Here is a 25,215-nt window from a genome sequence, read left to right as displayed (position 1 = left end):
GCCTTTGCCGCCGGGAGCAGAAGCTTGGACGATCAACGCGCCGACGTCGCCATCATCATGGGCAGCCAGTCCGACTGGGCGACGATGCGCCACGCCGCCGAAACGCTGGAGGCATTGGGCATCCCGCACAGGCGGCTGATCGTTTCGGCTCACCGCACCCCGGACCGGCTCTATGACTTCGCCAAGGGCGCCAAGGCGGCCGGTTTTCGGGTGATCATCGCCGGCGCCGGCGGTGCGGCGCACCTGCCCGGCATGACGGCGGCGATGACCCCGCTCCCCGTTTTTGGCGTGCCGGTGGAATCGAAGGCACTTTCCGGACAGGACTCGCTGCTCTCCATCGTCCAGATGCCGGCCGGCATTCCGGTCGGCACGCTGGCCATCGGCAAGGCCGGCGCCACCAATGCCGCCCTTCTGGCTGCCGCCGTGCTGGCGCTGACCGACGAAAAGCTCGCTGCCCGGCTCGATGCCTGGCGCGCCGCCCAGACCGCCAAGGTCGCCGCCGAGCCCACGGACGCGCCATGAGCCTGCCCGCCGGCTCGACCATCGGCATCATCGGCGGCGGCCAGCTCGGCCGCATGCTAGCCATGGCCGCGGCCCGCCTCGGCTACCGCACGGTCGTGCTGGAACCGCAGCCGGATTGCCCAGCCGCACAGGTCGCCAACCGGCAGATCACCGCTGCCTATGACGATACGGCCGCGCTCGCCGAACTGGCGGCGGTCAGCGCGGTCGTCACCTACGAGTTCGAGAACGTGCCGGTCGCAGCCGCCAGCGCGCTTGCCGTCACGGTCCCGGTCTATCCGCCGGCGCGTGCGCTGGAAGTGGCGCAGGATCGGGTGGCGGAGAAGAAATTCCTCAACGGCATCGGCGTCCCCACCGCGGATTTCTGTCCCGTCGACAATGACGACGAACTGACGGCGGCGCTGAAGAAATTCGGTGGCAGCGGCATATTGAAAACGCGGCGCATGGGCTATGACGGCAAGGGCCAGCGTGTCTTCCGCAACATGGAAACGGGCGGCTTTGCCGGCACCTGCGAGGCGATGGGCAACGTGCCGCTGATCCTCGAATCCTTAGTCGCCTTCGAACGCGAGATTTCGGTGGTCGCGGCGCGCGGCATAGACGGTTTGCTCGCCACCTACGATCCGGCAGAAAACGTCCACCGCGAGGGCATACTGCACAGCTCGACCCTGCCGGCTGGAATAACGTCCGAAACAGCGGTTTCGGCGCAGGCGGCCGCGGCAAAAATACTTGCAGCGCTCGACTATGTCGGCGTCATCGGCATCGAGTTCTTTGTCCTTGCCGACGGCTCGCTGCTGGCCAATGAGATTGCGCCGCGCGTTCACAATTCCGGCCACTGGACGGAAGCCGCCTGCATCGTCTCGCAATTCGAGCAGCACATTCGCGCTGTCGCCGGCCTGCCGCTGGGAAATCCCGGCCGCCATTTTGACTGCGTCATGGAAAACCTGATCGGCGACGACATCCTGTGCGTCCCAGCCCTGCTCGCCGAGCCCGATCTGATGCTGCATCTCTACGGCAAGGCCGAGGCGCGGCCCGGCCGCAAGATGGGCCATTTTACGCGAATGAGCCGTCACCGGCTCATCTAAGAAGCATGCTTGCGGTTGACACGGGCAAGGCTCCTCGTTTATGAGCCACGCACAAGTTGAAAGGCGCGCTTTCCGAGCGCGCCTTAATAATTCGGCCCGGGACCGGGCCCAGACCGACGGGCAAGACCATGAAGATCAAGAATTCGCTCAAGGCGCTGAAGGCGCGTCACCGCGACAACCAACTGGTTCGCCGCAAGGGCCGCATCTACATCATCAACAAGACCGCTCCGCGCTACAAGGCGCGCCAGGGTTGAACCTTGCGCGTGGGGCCTGCCTCCGCGCTCGCATGATGTTACCGCATCGACGTCCTTTGCGCGTCGAAAAGGACGCGTGGCTCTAATACCGGCCTGCCGGGCCCTCTCACGCTAAATTCAGTTTGACGATCCGCTGTCCGGGGCTAGATTCCGGCTATGCGGATTCTTTTTGCATTTCTCGCGGCGCTTTTTCTTTTCGGTTCCGCCTCGCTTCCGGCTCAAGCGGACGACCCGGTCGCACCTCCGGTCGCCACGACCAGAGAGGCAAGGCTCGACCAGTTGTTCGCCGACCTGAAGCGCGAGCGCAACGAAAAAGCCGCCGAGCGCATCGCCGCGCGCATCTCGAACGAGTGGGCGCAATCCGGCAGCGCCTCGATCGACCTGATGATGCAATGGTCGCAAAAGGCGATCGAAGACCAGAAGTTCGACGTGGCGCTCGATTTCCTTGATCAGGTGGTGACCTTGCAACCGGCCTTTGCGGAAGGATGGAACCGGCGCGCCACCGCGCATTTCATGATGAAGAACTTTGGAAAATCGATGTCGGACATCGACCGCACGCTGCAGCTCGAACCACGCCATTTCGGCGCGCTTTCCGGCTTGGCGCAGATCATGGCCGTAACCGGCCACAAGGAATCGGCGCTGGAAGCGTGGCAGCGCGTACTAGGCATCTATCCGATGTTGCGCAGCGCCCAGGGTCAGGTCGGCACGCTTTCGGAAGAGCTCGCCGGCGAAGGGATTTGATACCGGAGGGTCAGTGCCCCAGGCTGCAACGTTCCCACGGCAATTTCAACATTGCTGTCGGTCTTGCGGTGGCCATAGCCATCTTCCGATCAGTGAATGACCAATCTCATCGCTTTTACTTGTCTCGGCACTGCTTGCCGGTGAGCGTGATGTGTGGTTTCTGTATGGGCTAGAGTGGTTGGGGCAATCATGATTGCAGCTTACATCGACGAGTTCATAATGTTTTGCGCCGGTCTATGGATGTCGGGCGTCGGCTACGGGTTCATCCAGATGCCAAACCAATCCCAAGCCGGACAACAGGCCTGGTTGGCACGCCTTCCCAGACATTTCAAATGGATGGGGCCGCTCTTGCTGATAATCTCGATCGTGCTCGCCGTCGCCTCACCTTCTTGATCCGGTTGCAGGCAACAGGTTGCTGCGCTCCGCATCGAGGCGAGGCTTCAGCTTGGTGAATTCGCCTGTGGGCGGCCTAAAGCGCGTCGCGTTTGAATGGATTCGTGTGACGCGCTTTAAGTCCTGATTTTATGCATGTCGTTATCGCAAAACCCTGCACACTTTTGCGCGACATGCATTAAAAATCGCTGCGCATCTTTGAGCGACTCGCTCTAGCGGCTGGCCTGGATCTCCGATCCGACATAGGCGATGCGCAGCATGTTGGTGGAGCCCGGCGTCCTCAGCGGCACGCCGGCCGTGATGATGACCCGGTCGCCCGGCTTGCCGAATCCCTCGTCCAAAGCAATGCGGCAGGCGCGGTCGACCATGTCGTCGAGGTCGATGGCATCGGGCGAGACGACGCAATGCGTGCCCCACAAAAGCGACAGCCGCCGCGCCGTGTTGACAATCGGCGACAACGCGACGATCGGCACCTGCGGTCGCTCGCGCGCGGCACGCAGGCCGGTCGTGCCGGACGCCGTATAGGTGATGATCGCCGACAGTTTCAGCGTCTCGGCGATTTCGCGGGCGGCCAGCGAGATGGCATCGGCGCCGGTCGCTTCCGGCTGCGAGCGCTGCGCATTGATGATGCCGGCATAGGTCGGGTCGGTCTCGACCTTGGTGGCGATACGGTCCATCATCGCCACCGCCTCGACCGGGTAGGCGCCGGCCGCGGACTCCGCCGAGAGCATGATGGCGTCGGCGCCTTCGAACACGGCGATCGAGACGTCCGACACCTCGGCGCGGGTTGGCACCGGCGCGGCGATCATCGATTCCAGCATCTGCGTGGCGATCACCACCGGCTTGCCGGCGCGGCGCGCGGCGCGGGTGATCTGCTTCTGGATGCCGGGCACGGCTTCGAGCGGCATTTCGACGCCGAGATCGCCGCGGGCGACCATCAAGGCATCCGAAAGTTCGATGATCTCGGCCAGCCGCGCGACAGCTTGCGGCTTTTCGATCTTGGCCATGATGAGCGCCCGGCCGCGCGCGATCTTGCGCGCTTCCGCCAGATCCTCCGGCCGCTGCACGAACGACAGCGCCACCCAGTCGACGCCGGTGGCCAGCACCGCATCGAGGTCCCTGCGGTCCTTTTCGGTCAGCGCGCCGACCGGCAGGTCGGTGTCGGGCAGGCTGACGCCTTTCCTGTCGGAGATGGTGGTGCCGGCGACGACGGTGCAGACGATCGCCTTGCCGTCGCTCTTCACCGCCTTAAGCTCGAGCTTGCCGTCGTCGATCAGAAGGCGGTGTCCGACCTCGACCGATCTCAGGATTTCGGGATGGGGCAGATAAACCCTGGTCGAATTGCCAGGCTCGGGATTGTCGTCGAGCGTGAACGTCTGGCCGAGTGTCAGAGCCTCCTTGCCGTTGGCGAATTTGCCGACCCGCAGCTTAGGCCCCTGCAAGTCGGCGAGAATGCCGATCGGCCGGCCGACCGCTTTCTCGACCGCGCGGATGCGACCGACAAGTGTGCGCATCAAATCATGATCGGTGTGGCTCATATTGATGCGAAACACGTCGGCGCCGGCTTCGAAGAGCTTCTTCAGCATATCCTCGGAGGAGGAGGCCGGACCGATGGTGGCGAGTATCTTGACCTTGCGGCTGCGTCTCATTGACTGTTTGTTCCCGGGGCGGCTGGAGCGCCCCCCGTTGCGGGGTCGTCGGTCAGCTGGACCATCCAGCTTGCCTGCTCGCCCGTGTCATATTCCTGGAATCCGGCGCGCTGGAAGCCCCGGGCGACGCAATCGGCAACGCCGGCGATCTTGAACTCTTTTTCGGCCACGCACATGTTGATCGGGCCGTCCCAGCGCCCGCCGCGCTCCGCGTCTTCTGCATAGAGATAGTAAAACCTTGATGACAGCGGCCCTTCGATCAACGTCTTGCAGCTTGATCCTTCGATGTGCCACCAGCCTTCGGTGATCCAGCCGGCCTTGGCGCGATAGCCGATGCCGACGCCGACCAAATTCTGCGTGGCGTTGCAGACACGGAAATCGGCGCGCGCGGGCGAGGCAGCAACCATCGCGGCGAAGCCCACGGCAAGGGTCAGGAGCGGCATGGCGAAGGCATAGCGTACGCTCGGCCTGCCGGCGGAACCCATCCTGAAACCCCTCAAGAACCACATTTGCATCTCTCAACGCCCCTTTTCGGAAAAGTCCGGACGCATGTCAACGCGCCCATTTGCCCAATTCCAATCGATTTAGGAAGGCCCTGGCGCACGGTCTGCCGCCCTGTGCCAGATTTCCGCAGAAACCGTGGCCAAACAACGGCATTGCGCAAGCGTCCTCTTCGTGGAATGACGATACCACCCTCCCCGGAAGCCAGCGAACAGACCATTTCCCACCAATGACCCGATCCACAGTTTTCGCGCCTTTCGACATCGTCGAAGGCGACCGCAAGCCAGGTATCGTGCTCCTGGCCGATCACGCCCGCCGCGACCTGCCGGAGGACTATGGCAGCCTCGGCCTGCCGGCGGCGGAATTCGACCGCCATATCGCCTACGACATCGGAGTCGAGACGGTGACACGCGAACTGGCCGCTTTGCTCGGCGTGCCGGCGGTGTTCGCCAATTTTTCGCGACTTCTGATCGACCCCAATCGCGGCGAGGACGATCCGACGCTGATCCGCCAACTCTATGACGGCACGGTCGTGCCGGGAAACTACCCTATATCAGCGGAAGAGCGCGAAAGGCGGCTCGACCGCTTCTACCGGCCCTATCACGACGCGGTCGGCGCCATGATCGCCTCGGTGGCGCAGGCCTCCGCAAGCGCACCCTTCATCTTCTCGGTACATTCCTTCACGCCGGTGATGCAGGGGCTGGTGCGCCCGTGGCATGTCGGTATCTTGTGGGATCGCGACGACCGGGTGGCGCGGCCGTTGATCGACATGCTGGCCGCCGACAAAGACCTCGTCGTTGGTGACAACGAGCCTTATGATGGCGCATTGCGCGGCGACACTATGTTCAGGCATGCCATCGTCAACGGCTTTGCCCATGCGCTGATCGAAATCCGCCAGGACCTGATCGCCGATCGGAAGGATGCGGTCGCATGGGCCGAACGGCTGGCGCCGATCGTTGACGCGGTCAATCGCCACCCCGATATACATGCGGTGAAGATGTTCGGCTCGCGCACCGGGCCGCTATGACGGAGGCCCAAGGAGGCCAGGAAGCAATGACCGATTTCAGCGACGAGCAAAAACGCGATTTCGAAGCCGCCGCCTTCCGCCGGCTGGTCGCGCATCTGCGCGAACGCACGGACGTGCAGAACATCGACCTGATGAATCTTGCCGGCTTCTGCCGCAACTGCCTGTCCAACTGGTATCGCGATGCCGCGCAGGCCGAGGGCGTCGATCTCAGCAAGGACCAGTCGCGCGAGATCATCTACGGCATGCCCTATGCCGAATGGCAGGCGCTCAACCAGACCGAGGCCTCCGACGCCAAGAAGGCGGAATTCGAGGCAAAACGCCCCAGGGATCATTAGGGTCGTGATCCCGGACCGAAGGGCCGCGTAAGCGAAAAGTGGAAATCCGGTTTTTGCTGCACTGACCTGCGGTTCGGATAAGATCGTGATTGACCCCATTCGATTTGATTTCATCGATCGGTCCCAGGTGGCCGCTTGGCCCAAGCACTTTCGGCCGAGAGCGCTTGACTGACGATTGAATCGATCTAATTTGCCGCGCGAGGCCATTTTCAGACCGGATTCTACACGATGCACGCGCAAAACGTCATGCAGGCCGCCATTCGTGGACGATGGGCGGTGGCGGCCATCTTCCTCGCCAATGGCTTCCTGACCGGCGCCTGGGCGCCGCAGATCCCGGTGTTCCTGACCCGGCTCGATATCTCGAAGTTCACGCTCGGCCTGCTGATCCTGCTGTTCGGCGCCGGGGCGGTCACGGCGATGACATGGTGCGGTCACCTGATCTCCAGGCACGGTTCGCGCACCGTATTGCGCTGGTTCGGTCTCGTCGGCAGCTTCGGCCTGCTGGTCGTGGCGCTGGCCCCCAACGTGCCGCTGGCGGCGATCGCCATGTTCATCTTCGGCGGTTCGATCGGCGGCATGGATGTCGCCATGAACGCCAATGCGGTCGCGGTGGAACGGCGGTTGTCCCGCGCCATCATGTCGTCCTCGCACGGCTTCTGGAGCCTCGGCGGCTTCGCCGGCGGCGCTCTCGGCGGCTTCGCCATCCAGAACTATGGCCATCTCGCCCACGCGACGGTCGTGACGGCACTGGCCTTTGCCGTGATCGCAGTGGCGGTCCGCCACCTGGTAGCCGAAGACAAGCCGCTCCAAGGGTCAACAGGCGGCAACGGGCATCGCAAATTCGCGCTGCCGGGAAATCCGCTGGTCTATCTGGTCGGGCTGATGGCGCTGCTGACGATGATCTCCGAAGGCGCGGTGCTCGACTGGGCGGCGCTGTATCTGCGGCAGGAACTTGGCGCCGATCTTGCCATAGCGGGCCTTGCTTACGCCGCCTTTTCCGGCGTCATGGCCGTCATGCGCTTCCTTGGCGACGGGGTCCGCAACCGCTTCGGCGCGGTGACGACGCTGCGCGTCTCGGCCCTTGTCGCCGCCGCCGGCATGCTGGTGGCCGGGCTGGCACCCTCACCCTGGCTTGCCATAGCGGCTTTTGCCTTTTGCGGCTTCGGCATCGCCAACATGGTGCCGATCCTGTTTTCCGCCGGCGGCAACCAGGAAGGCATGTCGTCCGGCACCGGCATGAGCGTCGTCACCACAATGGGCTATTCCGGCATTCTGGTGGCGCCGTCGGCAATCGGCTTCATCGCCGAGCACTCGAGCTTCGGCCCGATCTTCGTCGCTTTGTCGGGGCTGCTGGTCGTCGTTCTGTTGATGGCCGGGCTCGCTCATCGCGCCGAATTCGCCCCCGACGCCGCACCAGCCGAATAGCGCTTCAACGCCTCATGAAGAAAATCCGCGACACGGCGGATGCGCACGCTGGTGCGCACGTCGCGGTGCATGGCCAGCCATACCGGCAGCGTCGGCAGCGCGAGGTCCGGCAGCACTGTCTCCACCAGCGGATCGCGGTCGGCCAGCGGTTCCTGGCCAAAGCCGATGCCGTTGCCCGCCCGCACCGCCTCCCACAGCACGATCTGGTTGTCGGTCCTGAAGCGGAAGGCATTGCGGGTGAGCGAGACACCGAATTGAGCAAAGCCGCGAATGATCTCGTCGCTGCGGTCGAAGCCGATCAGGTCGTGGCCGGCGAGATCACCGGGTTCGCGCGGACGGCCGCGCCGGTCGAGATAGGATTTTGCCGCGCAGGCGCGGAGCGGAATGTCGGTCACCTTGCGCGCCACCAATTCGTTCTGCGCCGGCTTGACCATGCGGATGGCGATGTCGGCATCGCGGCGCAAAAGGTTTTCGACCTGGTTCGACGCGACGATCTCGACCTCGATGCCGGGTTCCTCGACGCCCAGCCGCGCCATCATCCCGGGCAGGACATAGGCCGCCACCACCTCGCTGGCGGCAATGCGCACCGTGCCCTCGATCGCCTCGGCCGACCCCAGCGCCAATAGCGAAAAGGCGCTCGCTTGCTCGCTCACCGCCCGGCCGCGCTCATAGAGCGTGCTGCCGGCTTCGGTCAGCGCATAGCCGCGCCGCCCACGCCGGAACAGCGTGACGCCGAGCGCCTGCTCCAGCTCGGCGATATGGCGGCCGAGCGTCGGCTGGCTTGCGGCCAGCTTGCGCGCGGCAGCGGACAGGCTGCCGGTTTCCGCCACGGTGACGAAGCTCTTGATCAGATTCCAATCGATGTCCATTCAAAAATGAATATCATACCGCCAGATTCGGTCAATTTCCATTCGTTTGCGAGTTGATCATAATCAGGACGCTACGCAAACACGGAGACGAAAGATGACCAAGATCGCAATTCTGGGTGCCAACGGCCGACTCGGCCGCGTCGTGGCCAAGGCCTTCATCGAAGCCGGCTACGACGTGCGCGCCGTCACTCGCAGCGGTAAGATACCGGCAGAACTAACCGGCGCCACGGCCGTCGCCGGCGACGGCCTCGATCGCGAAGCGCTGATCCGCGCCACCGAAGGCGCCGACATCATCTTCAACGGCCTCAACCCGATCTACACCGACTGGGGCAAGTGCCTGCCGATGGCCGAGAACGTGATGGCCGCCTGCCGGGCGAACGGTGCGCTGCACCTCGCTCCAGGCAACGTTTACAATTACGGCTCGCCGATGCCGGCGGTGATCACCGAAGACACGCCATTTCTGCCGACGACCGAAAAGGGCCGGATCCGCGTCGCCATGGAAGACCACTTTCGCCGTGAGGCTGAAGCGGGTCGAGTGCGCACCATTCTGCTGCGAGCCGGCGATTTCTTCGGCGGCACAGGCACCGGCTCGTGGTTCGACCTTGTCGTCGCCGCCAAGATCAGCAAGGGTATCTATACCGCCCCCGGACCGGTCGATCTCGTGCATGAATGGGCCTATCTGCCAGACCTGGCCAAGGCATTCGTCGGGCTGGCCGGAATCTCGACAAGCTCGCTGCCTACGAGGCGCTGAACTTTCCCGGCCACGCCGTCACCGATCTGGAGATCAAGGCGGCCGCGGAAAAAGCGCTTGGGCGCACGCTGAAACTGACGTCGATGGCGTGGTGGGTGCTGCGCGGCGGCAGCCCGTTCGTGGCGATGTGGCGCGAAATCGTCTCGATGTCCTATCTTCGCTTCGAGCCGCACCAGCTGACCTCGGCGAGGCTCGAAGGCATCATCGGCACGATCCCGCATACGCCGCTGGACAAGGCGGTGGCGGATGCCCTTGCCGATATCGGCATTGCGACCATTGGCGCACCACACAGCCGGATGGCCGCTTGATCGAAATCGAATTCATCGAGGCAAGGCAAAAAGGCCGCCCGGTTCCGGACGGCCTTTTTCTTCGCACGTTCAAAACACGCGCGGCGCTCCGACCGGAGTCCGCCTATTCGGCGGCCTTCGGGAAGGCTATCGCCGGTTCGTCAAGCGAGCCCGGTCTTGCGGAGGTCGCTACAGTCGCATCGGCTGTCTTGCCGCGCCGGAACACCCGACGGAAGAATGCATAGAAGCGGCTGTTCTTACTACGCGTGAACACCATCAGCATCGACGGTGTCACCACCAGCGTCAGCAAGGTGGCGAAGGACAGGCCGAAGACGATCGCCGAGGACAGTGAAATCCACCATTGCGTCGACGGCGCGTTGATCGTCGTCTCGTGATGGAAGATCTCGAGACCGAGGCCGAAAGCGATCGGTAGCACGCCGAGGATCGCCGACACCGCCGTCAGCACGACCGGGCGGGCACGTTCGCGGCAGGTCTGCAGAACCGCGTCCATCTTGTCCCAGCCTTCCTCGCGCAGCCGATCATAGGTGTCGATCAGCACGATGTTGTTGTTCACCACCACACCTGCCAGCGCGATGACGCCGATGCCCGACATGACGATGCCGAACGCCTCTCCAGTCAACAGCAATCCCAGGAACACACCGACCGTCGCCATGACCACGCAGGACAGCACCAGCCAGACGCTGGTGAATTTGTTGAACTGCATCAGAAGCACCAAGAAGATCAGGAAGATCGCCGCACCGAAGGCCTTGCCAAGGAATGCGCTGGCCTCGGCGCTGTCCTCGTTCGAGCCGGCGAGTTTCCAGCGTATGCCGCTGCCGAGATCCATATCGGCGACAGCCTGGGTGACCTCTTGCTGGACGGCCGCGACCTGAGCACCAGCGGCAACGTTGGCCTGGACGACCACCGTGCGCGCGCCATCGATGCGGTTGAGGATGCCGACGGTCGGCTCGGGCTTGCGCACGACGAAATTCGAGATCGGCACCGACCCTTGCGAAGTCTGCACCCTGAGCTCGTCGAGCATCGACAGCGTGCGCCGGTCCTCGGGCAGGCGCAGCCGGATGTCGACGGCGTCATCCGCTCCGGCGGGCCGGTACTCGCTGAGCTTCAGCCCGTTCGTCACCAGTTGCACCACCGTGCCGACCGCGGTCGGGCTGATGCCGTATTGTGCCGCCTTGGCGCGATCGACGTCGAGCGCCCAGTCGACGCCGGGCGGCGGCAGGCCATCGGAAACATCAATGACGCCGGGCACCTTGGCGATGCGCGCGGCGACGGCGCGCGCCTTGTCGTCGAGACCTTTCGGGTCGACGGCCGAAAGCCTGATCTGGATCGGCTTGCCGGTGGGCGGGCCGGCCTCGGGCACGCGAACCTCGACATCGACGCCGGGAATTCCGGCCATGACGCCGCGCAGTTCGTCGAGGATCGCGTTCGCCGATTTGCGCTCGCGCCAGTCGACGAACTCGTAATTGATCACGCCGACCACGTCTTCAGGAATGTCTTGGCCGCCACCTTGCGTCTTGCCGACACGGGTATAGACCGATTTCACGCCTGGCCAGCCGAGAAGCCGGTTTTCCGCGGTGGTTGTGGCGGCATCCATTTCGGCGAGCGAAAGGTTGCCGCGGGCGTGCACATAGAGCAGGCCGTAGTCGGGCTCGACATTCGGGAAGAATTCGACGCCGGCGCCGTATTTCGAATAGGCGAAGCCGACACCGAACAAAAGACCGACGGTCAGCAGAAGCACGGTGATGGGAAAGCGCACCGCCTGCTTGACCACGGCCATGTACCAGCCGTCGCGGTTGTCATTCTCGTGATGCGGCGGCGCCTTGGCGAACAAGGCGCCCAGCGCCGGCGCAAAGACCAGTGCATAGAGCATCGAGGCCGAAAGCGTGACGATCAGCGTGATCGGCATGTACTTCATGAAGTCGCCGATGATGCCCGGCCAGAACAGCAGCGGCGAAAAGGCTGCGATGCGTGTCATCGTCGCCGCGATGACCGGCCCCGCCATGCGCTTGGCGGCAAGCGCGAAAGCCTCTGCCTTAGGCATGCCTTCGCTCATGCGCCGCTCGGCGAATTCGGTGACGATGATGGCGTCGTCGACCAGCATGCCGACCGCGAGGATGAGGCTGAACAGCACGATCATGTTGATCGTGTAGCCCATCATGGCCAACAGCAGGATGCCGATCAGGAAGGACGATGGAATGGCGAGGCCAATCAGCAGCGATGCACGGCCCGACAGCGCGTAGAGAATGACGATGAACACCAGGATCACGGCGATCATGACGTGGTTCTGTAGATCGCCGAGCAACTGGTTGACGAAGACCGACTTGTCCTGCGTGTATGTGACGTGCATGCCTTCCGGCATCGACTTGAGATAGGCATCTGACACTTTCATCACCTGGGCGATCGTGTCGATCAGGTTGGAACCGATGCGCTTCTTCACCTCGATGGCGATCGCCGGCTTGCCGTCGAGGCGGGTCACCGTCTCGGCGTCCTTGAAGGTGGAGCGAACGGTGGCGATATCCTTGGCCTGCACCACGGCATTGGGGCCGGCGACGATCGGAAGCGCCGCCACGTCCTCCGGCGTTTCGATCAGCGACGGCACCTTGACCGCGTATTTGCCCTCGGACCCTTCGATGTTGCCGGCGGCGACGAGGCTGTTGGAATCGCCAACCGCACCGATCAGCTGCTCGAGTTGTAACCCGTAGGAAGACAGTTTCATCGGATCGATGACGACTTCAACGAGGTCGTCGCGCGCACCTTGCAGCGCGCCTTCCAGCACGCCGGGCACCTCCTCGATGCGGTCGCGCAGCTCGCGCGCGGCAGCTGTCAGCACGCGCTCGGGCACCTCGCCCGACAGAGTCACCACCAGAACGGGGAACTCGGAGATGTTGACTTCGGTGACGACAGGCTCCTCGGCTGCCTGCGGCAGGTCGGCCTTGCCGTCCTGGACCTTGCTGCGTGTGTCCTGCAACGCCGTCGCCAGATCCGTCTGCGGCTGGAATTCGACCAGCACGTAGCCGCCGCCCTGGAAGGCAGCCGAGCGCATCTCCTTGAGGCCCTTGAGGCTTTTCAGCTTGGCTTCCATCGGCCGCAGCAGAAGGCGTTCCGAGTCCTCCGGGGAGATGCCCTGATAGATCAGGCTGACATACATCATCGGAATCGGAACGTCGGGTTCCGCTTCCTTAGGTGTCGACTGATAGGCGACCGCACCCGCAAGGATGAGGAAGACCAGAACCGAAATGGTCAGCCGGGCATTGTTGATTGCGAGCTTGACGATATCCATGATTATTGCGTCCCGGCCGTCGCTTCGCCCAAGAGCTTCTGGATGGTCGCCTGATCGGCCTCGACCGGCTTGACCACTTCGCCTTCCTTCACCAGTTCCTGGCCGGCGACGATGATGCGCGCATCGGCAGGGATGCCGCCGAGCACCAGGCCGGTCGGCGTGTCGTCGACCAGGTCGATCGGGAAGAACACGACCTTGCTATCCTTGTCGACGGCGCGGATGCCGAGGTCGCCCTTGTCGCCGAGCGTCACCACCGAGCGCGGCAGCATGACGGCGTCGGTCGGCTGCGCGCTCAGCGATATCTCGGCGGTCATTCCGGCCGGAATAGTGCCCTCGGGATTGGGGATCGCGATCTCGACGCGGAAGGTGCGAGTTGCCGAGGACGCGTCGCGGCTGATGTAGCGCACGGTGCCCTCGACGGTCTGGCCGCTGACCAGCCGTACATTCGCCTTGTCGCCGATCTTCAGATAGCCGAGATCGCGTTCGCTGACCTCGCCGCGGGCGATCACGGGATCGAGCTTGATTATGGTCGCCACCTCGCCGCCCTGCATCACGGAACTGCCAAGCTCCACCGGCACCCGGTCGATGACGCCGTCGAACGGCGCCTTCACCTCGTTGCGATCGAGCTCGGCTTGGGCCGTCTCCAACAAGGCCTGCGCCGAAGTCAAATTCGAGCGCGCGGTATCGAGCTGCAGCTTGGGCAGATTGCCGGTTTTCATCAGCCGAAGGGCTGCAGCCAGCTCGGCCTCACGCTGCACGACAAGCTGTCTGGCATTGTCGACCGCTGAGATTTTTTCCTCGGCGGCAAGCATCAGCACCAGGTCGCCGGTCTTGACGTGCTGGCCTTGGCTGACCGGCAGCTTGTCGATGACGCCGGCGACGCGCGTCGCCAGGACCGCGCGCTTGTCGGCTTCGGTCAGTCCGGAAACCCGGATGGCGCGCGCATAGGTGCGCCGCGGTGGAGTGACCACCGCGACGGTGCGCGATGGCGCCTTGGGCTGCTCTGCCTCGGTGGGATTGGGTTCAGCCACCTGGGGATTGCCGGCGTCGGCCGCTTTTGGCTGTTCGACTTCTCCCGCCTTGGGTTTGTCGGCGGATGCGCTGCCGACGGACGAGAACTCGCCCGTCGCCATCCAGGCGGCGAATCCGACAAGCACAACAATGGCTGCAAGCTTGTGAAACCTGTATTTCGGCATCGTCGTTTTCCAGTGCGCGGGGTTCGGCCAGACCGTGTCTTCTAAAAACTGCCGCGTCTTCTAACTCGGGCGCGTCGCCGATATGGGTGCGCGCAAGGCCGTGTTCAATTTGCCGTGACCGGCGAAACGCGCTTCTACATCAAAGTTGCACTGCAATATAGTCAGAAAAGTTGCTGGATCATTACATGCTCGGATAAGGTGCACCCGCCGCCATCCAGTTTTTCTATCGCTTCATAGGTTTCCACCGACCCTGGTGCCGGCCCGCGAGCCCTTTCCGGCCCTAACCCGGCAGCATGGCAGCAGGTGTCAGCATTGTGGAAATAATTTCATGCGAAGGTCACCTCCTTGGATAAGGGCAGCGTGCGGATTCGTTTGCCGGTCAGTGCGAAGATGGCGTTGGCAAGTGCGGGCGCCGCCGGCGGCGTGCCGACTTCGCCAACGCCGCCCATCTTGTGGAAATTCTCCAGGATCGCGACTTCGAAGACCGGGCACTGGAAGATGCGCATGGCGTCGTAGTCATGGAAATTCGATTGTTCGACCAAGCCGTCGGCGAAGGTGATCTCCTGAGCCATCGCCGCCGACAGGCCGTAAATGGCGGCGGAGATGAGCTGCGCCTCGATGATGCCGGGATCGAGCGCGATGCCGACATCGGCGGCGATCCACACCTTCTCGATAAGGAACCCGGCCGGCGTGTCGGCGACCTGGACGACCTCGCCGACCCAACTGCCGAAGGACAGCGTGAACGCCATGCCCCTGGCCTTGCCGGCGGGCAGCGCCTCGCCCCATTTCGCCATTTCGGCGACCTTTTCGACCACCTTCACCGCTGCGGGATAGGCAGCCATCAGTTTCTTGCGCAATTCGACCGGATCGGTTTTCCCGGCGACGGCGATCTCGTCCAGAAATCCTTCATGGAAGAAACCGTTGATCGAACTGCCGACCGACCGCCAGGAGCCGACGGGGATGGAGACGGGTGCGGCGATGCCGGTCACCCGGTAGTTCGGGATCGTATAGGGCTGGTTGTGGGCTCCGTCGACGATGGACTTGTCGGGGCCGAGCGGCGATATCGAGGGAAACAGCCGGCGCAAGGTGCTGGCTATCATCGATGGCGAGGCGATTTTCATGTCGACGGCGACCGGCATGCCGTCGTCGCCAAGCCGCGCCTGGAATCTGCCGACGGAAGCCGGCCGGTAGGCGTCGTGGCGCATGTCCTCCTCGCGCGTCCAGATCACCTTGATCGGCCGGCCGGCCGTCTCTTTCGCCATCAGCGCGGCACAGAGCGCATAGTCCACCTCGACGCGCCGGCCGAAGCCGCCGCCCATGGAGGTGGTGTGGACGCTGACCTTGTCCTGCTCGATGCCGACGGCATTGGCGCAAAGCTGCCGCACCAGGGTCGGCGCCTGGTTGCCGCACCAGATGTCGAGGACGCCGTCCTTCAGCCGCGCCGTGGCGTTCATCGGCTCCATCGTCGCATGCGCCAGATAAGGCACCGCATAGTCGGCCTCGACTATTCTTTCGCGCGGCGCATCCGCAAAGGCGGTGTCGACGTCGCCATCGTCGCGCATTTCCGACCCCTTGGTGCCAAGCGCCTGCTTCAGCACGTCGGAAATGGCGGCGCTGTCCAGCGGATATTCGGGATCGGCCCATTCGGCGTCGATCGCCTCCGCCGCCTTGAACGCCGCCCAGGTGTTTTCCGCGACGATGCCGAAGCCGTGGCCGTAATTCGTTTCGATCGGCACGATCCTGATCACGCCGGGCATTTTCTCGGCCTTGGAGAGGTCCGCCTTGACCGGCTTTGCCCAGAAGCGCGGGCTCATTTTGACCGTGCCGTACAGCATGTCAGGCAGCGTCACGTCGATGCCGAAGATCGGCGCCCCGGTGACCTTGGCCAGCATGTCGATGCGCTTCTGTGGCTTGCCGAGCAGTTTCCAGTCGGCTTTGTCCTTGAGCCTGATATCGGCGGGCGACGCCATGGCCGCGGCAGCGGCGGCGACCGCGCCATAGGTCACCGACTTGCCCGACGCCTTGTGCAGGACCCTGCCATTGGCCGTTTCCAGCTCGGCGGCAGCTATACCGAGCCTTTGCGCTGCCGCGGCAACCAGCATTTGGCGCGCGGCGGCCCCTGCTTGCCGCATCTTCAGGAAAGCGTCGCGCGTCGAGGTCGAGCCGCCGGTGGCCTGGATGGCGAGGAGCTTTCCGACCACGCCCATGCCGGCGCGCATCGCTTGAGCGGTCATGCTCTCGTCGAAGAAGGCGAATGGACCGCCCTCTTCCAGGATCGTCGCATTGTAATAGGCATGGGAGGCCGGGCCGTGCTCGACCTTGATCCGGTCGAGGCCGACATCGAGCTCTTCGGCGACCATGGCGGCGAGCGTCGTCGAGATGCCTTGTCCCATCTCGGCGCGCGGCGCGACGATGGTGATGGTGTTGTCGGCGCCGATCTTCACATAGGGGTTGAAGGTCACCTCATCAGCGGCGAGATCGCCTTCCAGCGGATTCGGATAGGGTTTGCGGTAGTAATAATAGCCGACGGCGACGCCGCCCCCAATGGCAGCCGCGCCGATGAGAAACGTGCGGCGGGCGATCCTTCCGACGCTGGCCATGGTCAGATCCCCGCTGTCTTCAGGACGACCGCTCGTTTGATCGCCGCGCGTATCTTCGGATAGGTGCCACAGCGGCAGAGATTGCCGCCCATGGCGTTGTCGATGTCGGCATCGCTCGGGTCGGCAATCTCGTCGAGCAGCGCCACCGCGCTCATGATCTGGCCGGCCTGGCAGTAGCCGCATTGCGCGACCTGCTCCTCCAGCCATGCCTGCTGCACCGGATGCAATTTGCCGCCTCTGCCGATGCTTTCGATCGTGGTGACGACGCCAGTGACCTCGCCGACCGGCAGCGAGCAGGAACGGACGGGCCGGCCGTCGACATGCACCGTGCAGGCGCCGCAGGCGGCGATGCCGCAGCCGAACTTCGGCCCGGTCTTGCCCATGAGATCGCGCAGCGCCCACAACAGCGGCATTTCGGGATCGGCATCGATGTCGAATGACTGCCCGTCGACGGTGAGGCGCATGGGGATACCCTTCGTTGTCGTCCACAGCCCGAGGCGAATGGCCGGTTGGCCATTTCGTCCTCATACATCTTGACAAATTTCGTTATTTTGTCAATAGAGCTTTTTGCAGGATAAAGTTGTGCCATGATCGAGATCGAGGACATCGCCACCGACCCCAAGCGCGTCCGCATTCTGGACGGCGCGATGAAGGTGTTTCTGGCCTATGGCTACGCTCGCACCACCATGGACGACATTGCGCGTGCCGCCGACATGTCGCGGCCGGCGCTCTATCTCCAGTTCAAGAACAAGACCGACATCTATCGCGCCATCGCGCTGATGCTGCTTTCCCGCTCGCTCGAGCAGGCGAAAACGGCGCTCGCCGGCGAAGGACCCTTTGCCGAACGCATGATGCGGGCCATCGACGAGGCGCTGATCTCGATGATGCGTGCCGTCCACGCCTCGCCGCACGGCGCCGAACTCCTCGATATGAAATCGAGCCTCGCCGACCTGGTCGGCTGCTGGCGCGGCCGACTTGTCGAGCACATCGCCAAGGCTGTTCAGAGCGAGGCCGGCCGCAATGGCGTCGATCTGGCGGCCAAGGGCTTGTCGGCGCGACTGCTCGCCGACATGCTGCTCGACGGGCTTGAAGGCATGAAGACGCGCATCAGCGACCCGGACGAGCAGCGGCAGGCGGCGGCCGCACTGATCAAGGTGATCGACCTCGCGCTGAAAGCTGGGTGAGGTCAGATCTGACGGCGCGTGGCCTCGGGCTTCTTGCGCGCTGCAAGGAATTCCTTGACCCGCCGGCCCGGCGCCGGACCACGCATCGGCTTGAACCCGTCGTCGAGCTCGCCGGAGAGATCGAGCGTCGGCCGTTTGCCGACGGCGTCGTAATTCTCCTCCAGCCAGTCGCTGGCAGCGGTACGGCCAAGGTCGCGCAGATAGGTCAGGAACGCCCATTCGGCATTGACCTTGGACGACGCAGACAGATCCTTGAACGCCTCGTCGGCATCGATGCGGTGCATGCGGATGTCGCGGTATTCGCCATGCGGCAACCGGTTGGCGGCGATCAGTTCCTTGACGAAGGCGATCGAGCGGAATTCACGCAGCAGCCCGGCATTGAAGGTGATCTCGTCGATGCGATTCTGAATTTCGTTGGCGCTCTTCGGCGTCCCCTCGCGGACCACCGGATTGATCTGCACCAGAAGCACATCCTCGGTGACGGTCGACTTGAAGAACGGGAACAGCGCCGGATTGCCGCCATAGCCACCGTCCCAGTAGGGCACGCCCTTGATCTCGACGGCGCGGAACAGCTGCGGCAGGCAAGCCGACGCCATCACCGTTTCGAGGTCGATCTCGCCATCGGAAAAGACACGCAATTGCCCGGTCTCGACATTGGTCGCGGAGATGAACAGCTCCATCGATTTGCAGGCGCGCACATTGCCGAAATCGATCTCCTTTTCGATCACGTCGCGCAGCGGGTTGAGGCCGAGCGGGTTGGCGACATAGGGCGAAAACACCCGCGACATGGTGTCGAAAAAGAGATAGCCGGGCGTGTTCTCGATCGACCAATTGCCCCAGGCCACATCCCAGGGCATGCGTTGGACAGGACTGAACCGGCCCTTCAGCGCCACCGCGTGCCAGAATTCGTCGAGCTTCCGCCGCGCGCCCTCGACCCCGCCGCGAACGAAGCCGTCGGCCAGCGCCACCGCGTTCATAGCGCCGGCGCTGGTACCCGAAACCGCAGCGATGTCGAGCCGTCCGTCCTCAAGCAGCCGGTCGAGCACGCCCCAGGAAAAGGCGCCGTGCGAGCCGCCGCCCTGCAGCGCGATGTTGATCTTCTTTGGCTCCTCCGCCTTGCCGTTTGTCGTCATGGCGTTGCCCTTGATGTGGCGGCCGGATTTATCACGCGCACCCGAACTCACTGGGCGGTCCAGCCGCCGTCGACTGAGATATGCGTGCCGTTGATCTGCGCCGCCGCATCGGAACACAGGAATACCGTGGCTGCGGCGACCTGCTCGACCGTGACGAACTCCTTGGTCGGTTGCTTTTCCAGCATGACTTCGCGGATGACGGTCTCGCGATCCATTTTGTTGGCCTTCATCTGGTCGGGGATCTGGGCCTCGACCAGCGGCGTCAGCACATAACCGGGACAGATGGCGTTGCAGGTGATCCTGTCGCGCGCCAGTTCCAAAGCGACCGTCTTGGTCAGCCCCATGATGCCGTGTTTGGCCGAAACATAGGCAGACTTGAACGGCGAGGCGACCAGCCCGTGGGCCGAGGCGATGTTAACGATCCTGCCGCCGCCGGCTTCTCTCATCAGCGGGATGGCGGCGGCAATGGTGTGGAAGGCCGACGACAGGTTGATGGCGATGATCGCGTCCCACTTCTCGATCGGAAATTCTTCCACCGGCGCGACATGCTGGATGCCGGCATTGTTGACCAGTATGTCGACCGAGCCGAATGCATCGGCTGCCTTCGCGACCAAAGCCCGGCATTCGGCCGGCTTCGACATGTCGGCCTTGATATAGGCGGTCTTCACCTTGTGATGTTTGGCGATCGCATCGGCAATGGCCTGGTCGTCGGCCGTGTCGGAAAAGGAATTGACGACGATGTTGCAGCCTTCCGCCGCGAGCGCATGGGCGATGGCAAGACCGATGCCTGAGGTGGAACCAGTGACGATGGCGGTTTTTCTGGTGGGCAAGGCGAAATCCTTCAGTGCGGTGCCAACGGGAACATATTGCAGTGCAGCATATATGTCTCATGCGGCGCAAGAACAGCGGCACCGATTGGCGATGACATGAAATTTTTGTCATGAAGAGGCCGTTCTCACTCGAAGTTGTGCGCCTGACAGGCCGTGTGAAAACCAAGTTTTGTCAGCGATCCTGGGGAGTCACTTCGGGGTGCGCATTTTGGATGGAATGGTCATCTGGCTCATGAAAAGACGCAGAGCCTTCTGCGCAGCGAGGGATGGCGGCTCGGACGGATGCCACTCCGGGAAATGACCATCAATCGCCATGCGTGCCAATCCGTAGACAAGCGCACGCGCGGCAAGCACCAGATGATCGGAGTCGGTGTCCGCAGCAAGCTGACCTTGTTGCTGCGCTCGGATCAGCAGGTCGATCATCTTCCGGCGAATCGCTTCATTCTGATCACGAAGACTATCCGACGCATCGAAATCGATCAGCGTCCGGGAACTGATGATCTGGAAATGCGTGGGATTGCTGATCGCCCATTCCAGATAGCCTTGTCCGATTGCCTCGAAGGCCTCAATGGGATCTGCGCTGTCGACCTTTGACTGTGCCTTGGCAACGGCCTCAGTCAGCCGGTTCATGGCCTGTTCGGCGACTGCGGTCAGCAGTGCTGTTTTCGACCGAAAATGCCGGAATGGCGCGCCAGGCGAAACGCCGGCACGCTTTGCGGCCTCGCGCACAGACACATGCTCTGCTCCGCGTTCCTCGATGATCTGCACGGTTGCATTGATCAAGGCCTCGACCAGATTGCCGTGATGATAACGCTTTGGGTGGCCGGCTTCGCCGGAAACAGGAGTCTTGGTCATGCCTTCCAATAGCATGCAGCCAAAATGTAATCACTGATTATTTTCCTTGCGCCCAAGCAATTTGTATGTAATCAGTGATTACACATCAACGGAGGTTACCATGTTTCGCATCATCGCGATGACTACCCTTGCTTTCTCCTTATTGTCGCTCGTATCGGCACAGGCCGAAGATCGGCCCACCCTGGAAATCGCCTGGCCGGCGGCCGCTTCGGTCATCGAACTCGGCAACGATTCCGAGAAGGCGATAGGCGTCGTCGTCAGGAGCAACTTCACGTTGCTCTCTGCGGGTGAGTGCGGCGACAACAGCCAATGCGGCCACGTGCATATGAAGATCGATCCCGACGGAGACACCTGCAACATCCCCGGCAAGCCGTACAACAGCATGAACAGCGACTTTGGCGGCGACCTCATCGAGGCTCGTTTCGGCCACTGTCCGGTTGTCGTCGGCAAGCACGTGATCGGCGTCCTCATTGCCGACGATCGTCACAAGCCTATCCTAGTGGACGGCAAACCTGTTACCGCTCTGGTGACGGTGACAACGAAATAGATCGATGAGACGTTGTGCCGGAAACGACGACAATGAGTCTGCAACCGGGTCGATCCTCGACAGCCGGTACTTCCTTCAACCATCGACGATTACGTTCAAGCTGATGCGCCGGTACCTGATGCGGCAGCGCAGACACTCGGCCGAGTTGCTGAGAGGTTTCGGCCGGACTTCGTCCAGCCCGTGATCAGGACATGGTGTCGAGCTTGCGCTGCATCGCGGCGATCTGTTCCTTCAACTCCTGAAGATCGTCGGGTTTTTCCGGTGTCTCTTTCCTGGTTGGCTCTGTCGGCACTGCGGAAGCGCCATTCGAGCCTGCGGGTGGAAAGGGCGTGAACAGGCGCATGGCATTTTGAAACATCTCCATGTTGCGGCGCGTCTGCTCTTCCAGCGCCTTGATCGGCGTGGCCATTTTCATCACATCCAGCGGCGACTTGCCCAAGGCGCCCTTCATCTGCTCACGGAAACGCTCTTGTTCTTTCGAGAAGGCGATCATCGACTGTTCGAGGAAGCTCGGCACGATCATCTGCATCTGATCGCCGTAAAAGGCGATCAACTGACGCAGGAACGGGATCGGCAGCATGTTCTGCCCATCCTTGTTCTCAAGTTCGAAGATGATCTGGGTCAGCACCGGATGCGTGATGTCGTCGCCGGTCTTGGCATCCTGGACGGTGAAGTCCTCGCCCTTCTTGACCATTTCGGCAAGATCCTCGAGCGTCACATAGGTGCTGGTGCCGGTGTTGTAGAGGCGACGATTGGCATACTTCTTGATGATAATCGGTTCGTCTTTCGCGGCCATCAGTATCCTCCCCGGACACCGGCGCACTTGAGTAAGTAGCCGGTAACGATTGCGCTTTTTCAAGGATATGCGCAAAAGCGTCACAATTCCAAGCGGTTTGTGCAGTGCGGGATCAATTAATGCTGCGCAGCAACGGACGGGCGGTCTCCATGACGACGCGCACCCTGCTTGCGGCGCCTGGCCGGCATGCCCATTTCCAATTTGACTTGGCTCATGGAAAGGGCAAGAAAAGTCGCTAACCATAGCCTGAATTCGACCCCTAGAAGTCTGGAGAACAACATGTCCGCTTCCAATGCCATTGTCGTCGCCAGTGCGGCGCGCACGCCTGTCGGTTCCTTCAACGGCGCCTTCGCCAACACACCGGCCCACGAATTGGGCGCTGTCGCCGTCAAGGAAGCGCTCGTCCGCGCCGGCGTTGACGGCAAGGAGGTCGACGAGGTGATCCTCGGCCAGGTGCTGACAGCGGCTCAGGGCCAGAACCCCGCCCGCCAGGCATCCATCAATGCCGGCCTGCCAAAGGAAACCACCGCTTGGGGCCTCAATCAGGTTTGCGGCTCAGGCCTGCGCGCCATCGCGCTTGGCATGCAACAGATCGCCACTGGCGATGCCAAGGTGATCGTCGCGGGCGGACAGGAATCGATGTCGCTGGCCCCGCATGCCCAACACCTGCGTGCCGGCGTCAAGATGGGCGACTACAAGATGATCGACACCATGATCAAGGACGGGCTGTGGGACGCCTTCAATGGCTACCACATGGGCAACACAGCCGAAAACGTCGCTCGCCAGTTCCAGATTACCCGCGAGGACCAGGACCGGCTCGCATTGGCGTCCCAGAACAAGGCCGAGGCCGCGCAGAAGGCCGGCAAGTTCAAGGACGAGATCGTGGCCTTCACCGTCAAGGGCAAGAAGGGCGACACCATTGTCGACCAGGACGAGTACATCCGCCACGGCGCCACGATCGACGCCATGACCAAGCTAAGACCGGCCTTCGACAAGGACGGCACGGTGACCGCCGCCAACGCCTCCGGCATCAACGATGGCGCCGCTGTCGCGGTGCTGATGACCGAAGCCGAGGCCGCAAGGCGCGGCATCACGCCGCTGGCGCGCATCGTGTCCTGGGCGACCGCGGGCGTCGATCCGCAGATCATGGGCACAGGGCCTATTCCCGCCTCGCGCAAGGCGCTGGCCAAGGCCGGCTGGTCGGTCGGCGATCTCGACCTGATCGAGGCCAACGAGGCCTTCGCCGCCCAGGCCTGTGCCGTCAACAAGGACATGGGCTGGGATCCGTCCATCGTCAATGTCAATGGCGGCGCCATCGCCATCGGCCATCCGATCGGCGCATCCGGTGCCCGCATCTTCAACACGCTGGTCTACGAGCTGCGCCGCCGCGGCGCCAGAAAAGGCCTCGCCACGCTGTGCATCGGCGGCGGCATGGGCGTCGCCATGTGCGTGGAGGCGCTGTGAAGACAGTGAAGACAGAATGAGCAAGCCATGAAATAGTCGGTGGCGAACGGGGCTCAATCGCCGTTAGAGCGTTCCCCGCCCGCCGCTCATGAAACCAAAGGGGAGGATGATATGACAAAGGTAGCACTGGTCACCGGTGGGTCGCGCGGTATTGGCGCAGCGATTTCGATCGGCCTGAAAAACGCCGGTTACAAGGTCGCCGCGAATTACGCCGGCAATGACGAAGCAGCGCAGAAATTCAAGGCCGAGACCGGCATACCTGTCTACAAATGGTCGGTCGCCGACTACGACGCCTGCGCCGCCGGCATCAGACAGATCGAGGCCGACCTCGGCCCGGTCTCCGTGCTGGTCAACAATGCCGGTATCACCCGCGACGCCATGTTCCACAAGATGACGCGCGAGCATTGGAAAGAGGTCATCGACACCAACCTGTCGGGCGTCTTCAACATGACGCACCCGCTGTGGGGCGGCATGCGCGACCGCAAATTCGGCCGCGTTATCACCATATCCTCGATCAACGGCCAGAAGGGCCAGACCGGCCAGGTCAATTATTCGGCCTCGAAGGCCGGCGACATCGGCTTCACCAAGGCGCTCGCCCAGGAAGGGGCGCGGGCCGGCATCACCGTCAATGTCATCTGCCCCGGCTACATCGCAACAGAGATGGTCAAGGCGATGGACGAGAAGGTGCTCAACGAGCGCGTCATTCCGCAGATTCCGGTCGGCCGCCTCGGCGAACCGGAAGAGATCGCACGCTGTGTCGTGTTCCTCGCTTCCGACGATGCCGGTTTCATCACCGGATCGACCATCACAGCCAATGGCGGCCAGTATATTACCTGAAGCCTGGATAGGGACACCGGGACAGACAAAAGCCCGCAATAAACGGGCCGGGAAATCGGTCCGTCTTCATCAGTTGTTCCTCGTCGCGAGGTCTTGATGCCAGACCCTGCCCCAATCCGGCACGCAAGGGTTAACGGTCGCCGCGCAGCCTGTGCAAAACCTGCTCCTCACCTGTGGATTCTCGGTGGAAAACCTGTGCACAACACAACATGTTGGGGTGAACAAACCGGGAAACATCCGTCAGCGCTGATTCGTCGCCGTTTCGTTCCGGCTTTGACCAGAAGGTTAACGACAACGGATGAAAACATCCGTCAAACCGTTAAGGCGCGTTAGGAAAGATCAATAATTTCATAATGTTGGATGACGCTCGCCGGTCCGCGCCGATCGTTCACCGGCAAAGGTTAACGGCGACGCTCGCCCTGCATGAATCGGGCCAGTTCGGCGATTCAGCATGTGGTGAGACTCGCCGGCAAAAAATCCAGATGTAGCCGTGAACAAAGCCTGAATCTGTGCGAGTCAGTGATTCGTAGCCGATTCGTTCCAGACTCGTTCCAACTGTTAATCGGAGCCTGTTGACAGCACTGAGCGAGAGCCTTCGACGTGCCGGCGGAACATTCCGCTTTCGCTTCGCGCGCTAAA

At 62.7% G+C, this 25,215-nt stretch carries 23 protein-coding genes and 1 pseudogene; 13 read left to right on the top strand and 11 right to left on the bottom strand.

Going from position 1 to position 25,215, the window contains the following annotated elements; genetic code table 11:
* The first annotated feature begins 24 nt into the window (after positions 1-24).
* The 5 genes from purE (at position 25) to IQ26_RS40215 (ending at position 2,989) form a co-directional block, all read left to right on the top strand.
* On the top strand, positions 25-522 hold the full coding sequence (purE, locus tag IQ26_RS00510; protein ID WP_145711237.1) for a 5-(carboxyamino)imidazole ribonucleotide mutase: 498 nt from the start codon (positions 25-27) through the stop codon (positions 520-522).
* Complete coding sequence (locus tag IQ26_RS00505) at positions 519-1,601, top strand: 5-(carboxyamino)imidazole ribonucleotide synthase (protein ID WP_145711234.1); 1,083 nt, start codon at positions 519-521, stop codon at positions 1,599-1,601. The genes purE and IQ26_RS00505 overlap by 4 nt, the downstream gene beginning before the upstream one ends.
* A 128-nt stretch (positions 1,602-1,729) precedes the next feature.
* Positions 1,730-1,855, top strand: a complete 126-nt coding sequence (gene ykgO / locus IQ26_RS00500; protein ID WP_006203764.1) for a type B 50S ribosomal protein L36 — start codon at positions 1,730-1,732, stop codon at positions 1,853-1,855.
* A 156-nt stretch (positions 1,856-2,011) separates the two neighbouring features.
* Positions 2,012-2,596, top strand: coding sequence for a tetratricopeptide repeat protein (locus IQ26_RS00495; protein ID WP_145711232.1), 585 nt, complete (start codon positions 2,012-2,014; stop codon positions 2,594-2,596).
* A gap of 189 nt (positions 2,597-2,785) precedes the next feature.
* Positions 2,786-2,989: a hypothetical protein gene (locus tag IQ26_RS40215; protein WP_145711230.1), complete on the top strand. Its 204-nt coding sequence runs from the start codon at positions 2,786-2,788 to the stop codon at positions 2,987-2,989.
* A gap of 212 nt (positions 2,990-3,201) precedes the next feature.
* On the opposite strand, the gene pyk is transcribed toward IQ26_RS40215, so the two are convergent.
* Together pyk and IQ26_RS00480 are read right to left on the bottom strand one after the other, a co-directional pair.
* Entirely contained in the window at positions 3,202-4,638 is a 1,437-nt protein-coding gene (gene pyk, locus IQ26_RS00485) for a pyruvate kinase (RefSeq protein ID WP_145711227.1), read from the bottom strand.
* Complete coding sequence (locus IQ26_RS00480) at positions 4,635-5,081, bottom strand: DUF1036 domain-containing protein (protein ID WP_240546960.1); 447 nt, start codon at positions 5,079-5,081, stop codon at positions 4,635-4,637. Before IQ26_RS00480 ends, pyk begins: the two co-directional genes overlap by 4 nt.
* 287 nt (positions 5,082-5,368) lie before the next feature.
* Here IQ26_RS00480 and IQ26_RS00475 point away from each other — a divergent pair, with 287 nt between their 5' ends.
* The 3 genes from IQ26_RS00475 (at position 5,369) to IQ26_RS00465 (ending at position 7,926) form a co-directional block, all read left to right on the top strand.
* On the top strand, positions 5,369-6,166 hold the full coding sequence (locus IQ26_RS00475) for an N-formylglutamate amidohydrolase (protein ID WP_145711223.1): 798 nt from the start codon (positions 5,369-5,371) through the stop codon (positions 6,164-6,166).
* Between the two features lie 26 nt (positions 6,167-6,192).
* Positions 6,193-6,501, top strand: coding sequence for a DUF1244 domain-containing protein (locus tag IQ26_RS00470; protein ID WP_145711221.1), 309 nt, complete (start codon positions 6,193-6,195; stop codon positions 6,499-6,501).
* A 228-nt stretch (positions 6,502-6,729) separates the two neighbouring features.
* Entirely contained in the window at positions 6,730-7,926 is a 1,197-nt protein-coding gene (locus tag IQ26_RS00465; RefSeq protein ID WP_145711220.1) for an MFS transporter, read from the top strand.
* On the opposite strand, the gene IQ26_RS00460 is transcribed toward IQ26_RS00465, so the two are convergent.
* Positions 7,884-8,795 (bottom strand): LysR family transcriptional regulator, encoded by a 912-nt coding sequence (locus IQ26_RS00460; RefSeq protein ID WP_145711218.1) that lies wholly within the window; start codon positions 8,793-8,795, stop codon positions 7,884-7,886. The genes IQ26_RS00465 and IQ26_RS00460 overlap by 43 nt on opposite strands.
* A gap of 94 nt (positions 8,796-8,889) precedes the next feature.
* On the opposite strand from IQ26_RS00460, the pseudogene IQ26_RS00455 reads away from it, so the two are divergent.
* Positions 8,890-9,854: pseudogene (locus IQ26_RS00455) on the top strand (NmrA family NAD(P)-binding protein).
* A gap of 103 nt (positions 9,855-9,957) precedes the next feature.
* Here IQ26_RS00455 and IQ26_RS00450 read toward each other — a convergent pair.
* The 4 genes from IQ26_RS00450 to IQ26_RS00435 all read right to left on the bottom strand — a co-directional run bounded on the left by IQ26_RS00450 (position 9,958) and on the right by IQ26_RS00435 (position 17,394).
* Positions 9,958-13,134 (bottom strand): efflux RND transporter permease subunit, encoded by a 3,177-nt coding sequence (locus tag IQ26_RS00450; protein ID WP_145711216.1) that lies wholly within the window; start codon positions 13,132-13,134, stop codon positions 9,958-9,960.
* A 2-nt stretch (positions 13,135-13,136) separates the two neighbouring features.
* Positions 13,137-14,330 carry an efflux RND transporter periplasmic adaptor subunit gene (locus IQ26_RS00445; RefSeq protein ID WP_145711214.1) on the bottom strand — a complete coding sequence of 398 codons (1,194 nt, stop codon included), beginning with the start codon at positions 14,328-14,330 and terminating at the stop codon, positions 13,137-13,139.
* A gap of 326 nt (positions 14,331-14,656) precedes the next feature.
* On the bottom strand, positions 14,657-16,930 hold the full coding sequence (locus IQ26_RS00440) for a xanthine dehydrogenase family protein molybdopterin-binding subunit (RefSeq protein WP_145711212.1): 2,274 nt from the start codon (positions 16,928-16,930) through the stop codon (positions 14,657-14,659).
* Between the two features lie 2 nt (positions 16,931-16,932).
* Complete coding sequence (locus tag IQ26_RS00435) at positions 16,933-17,394, bottom strand: (2Fe-2S)-binding protein (protein WP_145711210.1); 462 nt, start codon at positions 17,392-17,394, stop codon at positions 16,933-16,935.
* A 123-nt stretch (positions 17,395-17,517) separates the two neighbouring features.
* On the opposite strand from IQ26_RS00435, the gene IQ26_RS00430 reads away from it, so the two are divergent.
* Positions 17,518-18,114 carry a TetR/AcrR family transcriptional regulator gene (locus IQ26_RS00430; RefSeq protein WP_145711208.1) on the top strand — a complete coding sequence of 199 codons (597 nt, stop codon included), beginning with the start codon at positions 17,518-17,520 and terminating at the stop codon, positions 18,112-18,114.
* A 2-nt stretch (positions 18,115-18,116) separates the two neighbouring features.
* Here the strand turns inward: IQ26_RS00430 and IQ26_RS00425 are convergent, their stop codons facing one another.
* The 3 genes from IQ26_RS00425 to IQ26_RS00415 form a co-directional block, all read right to left on the bottom strand.
* The gene (locus IQ26_RS00425; RefSeq protein WP_145711601.1) at positions 18,117-19,247 is read right to left on the bottom strand and encodes a patatin-like phospholipase family protein; all 1,131 of its coding nucleotides are present in this window, start codon (positions 19,245-19,247) and stop codon (positions 18,117-18,119) included.
* A 47-nt stretch (positions 19,248-19,294) separates the two neighbouring features.
* Complete coding sequence (locus tag IQ26_RS00420) at positions 19,295-20,077, bottom strand: 3-hydroxybutyrate dehydrogenase (RefSeq protein ID WP_145711206.1); 783 nt, start codon at positions 20,075-20,077, stop codon at positions 19,295-19,297.
* 189 nt (positions 20,078-20,266) lie between these two features.
* Positions 20,267-20,932, bottom strand: coding sequence for a TetR/AcrR family transcriptional regulator (locus tag IQ26_RS00415; RefSeq protein WP_145711599.1), 666 nt, complete (start codon positions 20,930-20,932; stop codon positions 20,267-20,269).
* A gap of 100 nt (positions 20,933-21,032) precedes the next feature.
* On the opposite strand from IQ26_RS00415, the gene IQ26_RS00410 reads away from it, so the two are divergent.
* Positions 21,033-21,479, top strand: coding sequence for a hypothetical protein (locus tag IQ26_RS00410; protein WP_145711204.1), 447 nt, complete (start codon positions 21,033-21,035; stop codon positions 21,477-21,479).
* A 184-nt stretch (positions 21,480-21,663) separates the two neighbouring features.
* Here the strand turns inward: IQ26_RS00410 and phaR are convergent, their stop codons facing one another.
* Positions 21,664-22,275, bottom strand: coding sequence for a polyhydroxyalkanoate synthesis repressor PhaR (gene phaR / locus IQ26_RS00405; RefSeq protein WP_145711597.1), 612 nt, complete (start codon positions 22,273-22,275; stop codon positions 21,664-21,666).
* A 279-nt stretch (positions 22,276-22,554) separates the two neighbouring features.
* On the opposite strand from phaR, the gene IQ26_RS00400 reads away from it, so the two are divergent.
* A complete protein-coding gene (locus IQ26_RS00400) occupies positions 22,555-23,739 on the top strand; it encodes an acetyl-CoA C-acetyltransferase (protein WP_145711202.1) in 1,185 nt (394 codons plus the stop codon).
* 111 nt (positions 23,740-23,850) lie between these two features.
* Positions 23,851-24,576: an acetoacetyl-CoA reductase gene (gene phbB / locus IQ26_RS00395; protein ID WP_145711199.1), complete on the top strand. Its 726-nt coding sequence runs from the start codon at positions 23,851-23,853 to the stop codon at positions 24,574-24,576.
* Positions 24,577-25,215: the final 639 nt, after the last annotated feature.

Source organism: Mesorhizobium tianshanense, from assembly GCF_007830515.1.
GTDB lineage: Bacteria > Pseudomonadota > Alphaproteobacteria > Rhizobiales > Rhizobiaceae > Mesorhizobium > Mesorhizobium tianshanense.
The sequence above is the reverse complement of the archived record's forward strand: the minus strand, read 5'-3'. Positions and strand labels throughout refer to the sequence as shown.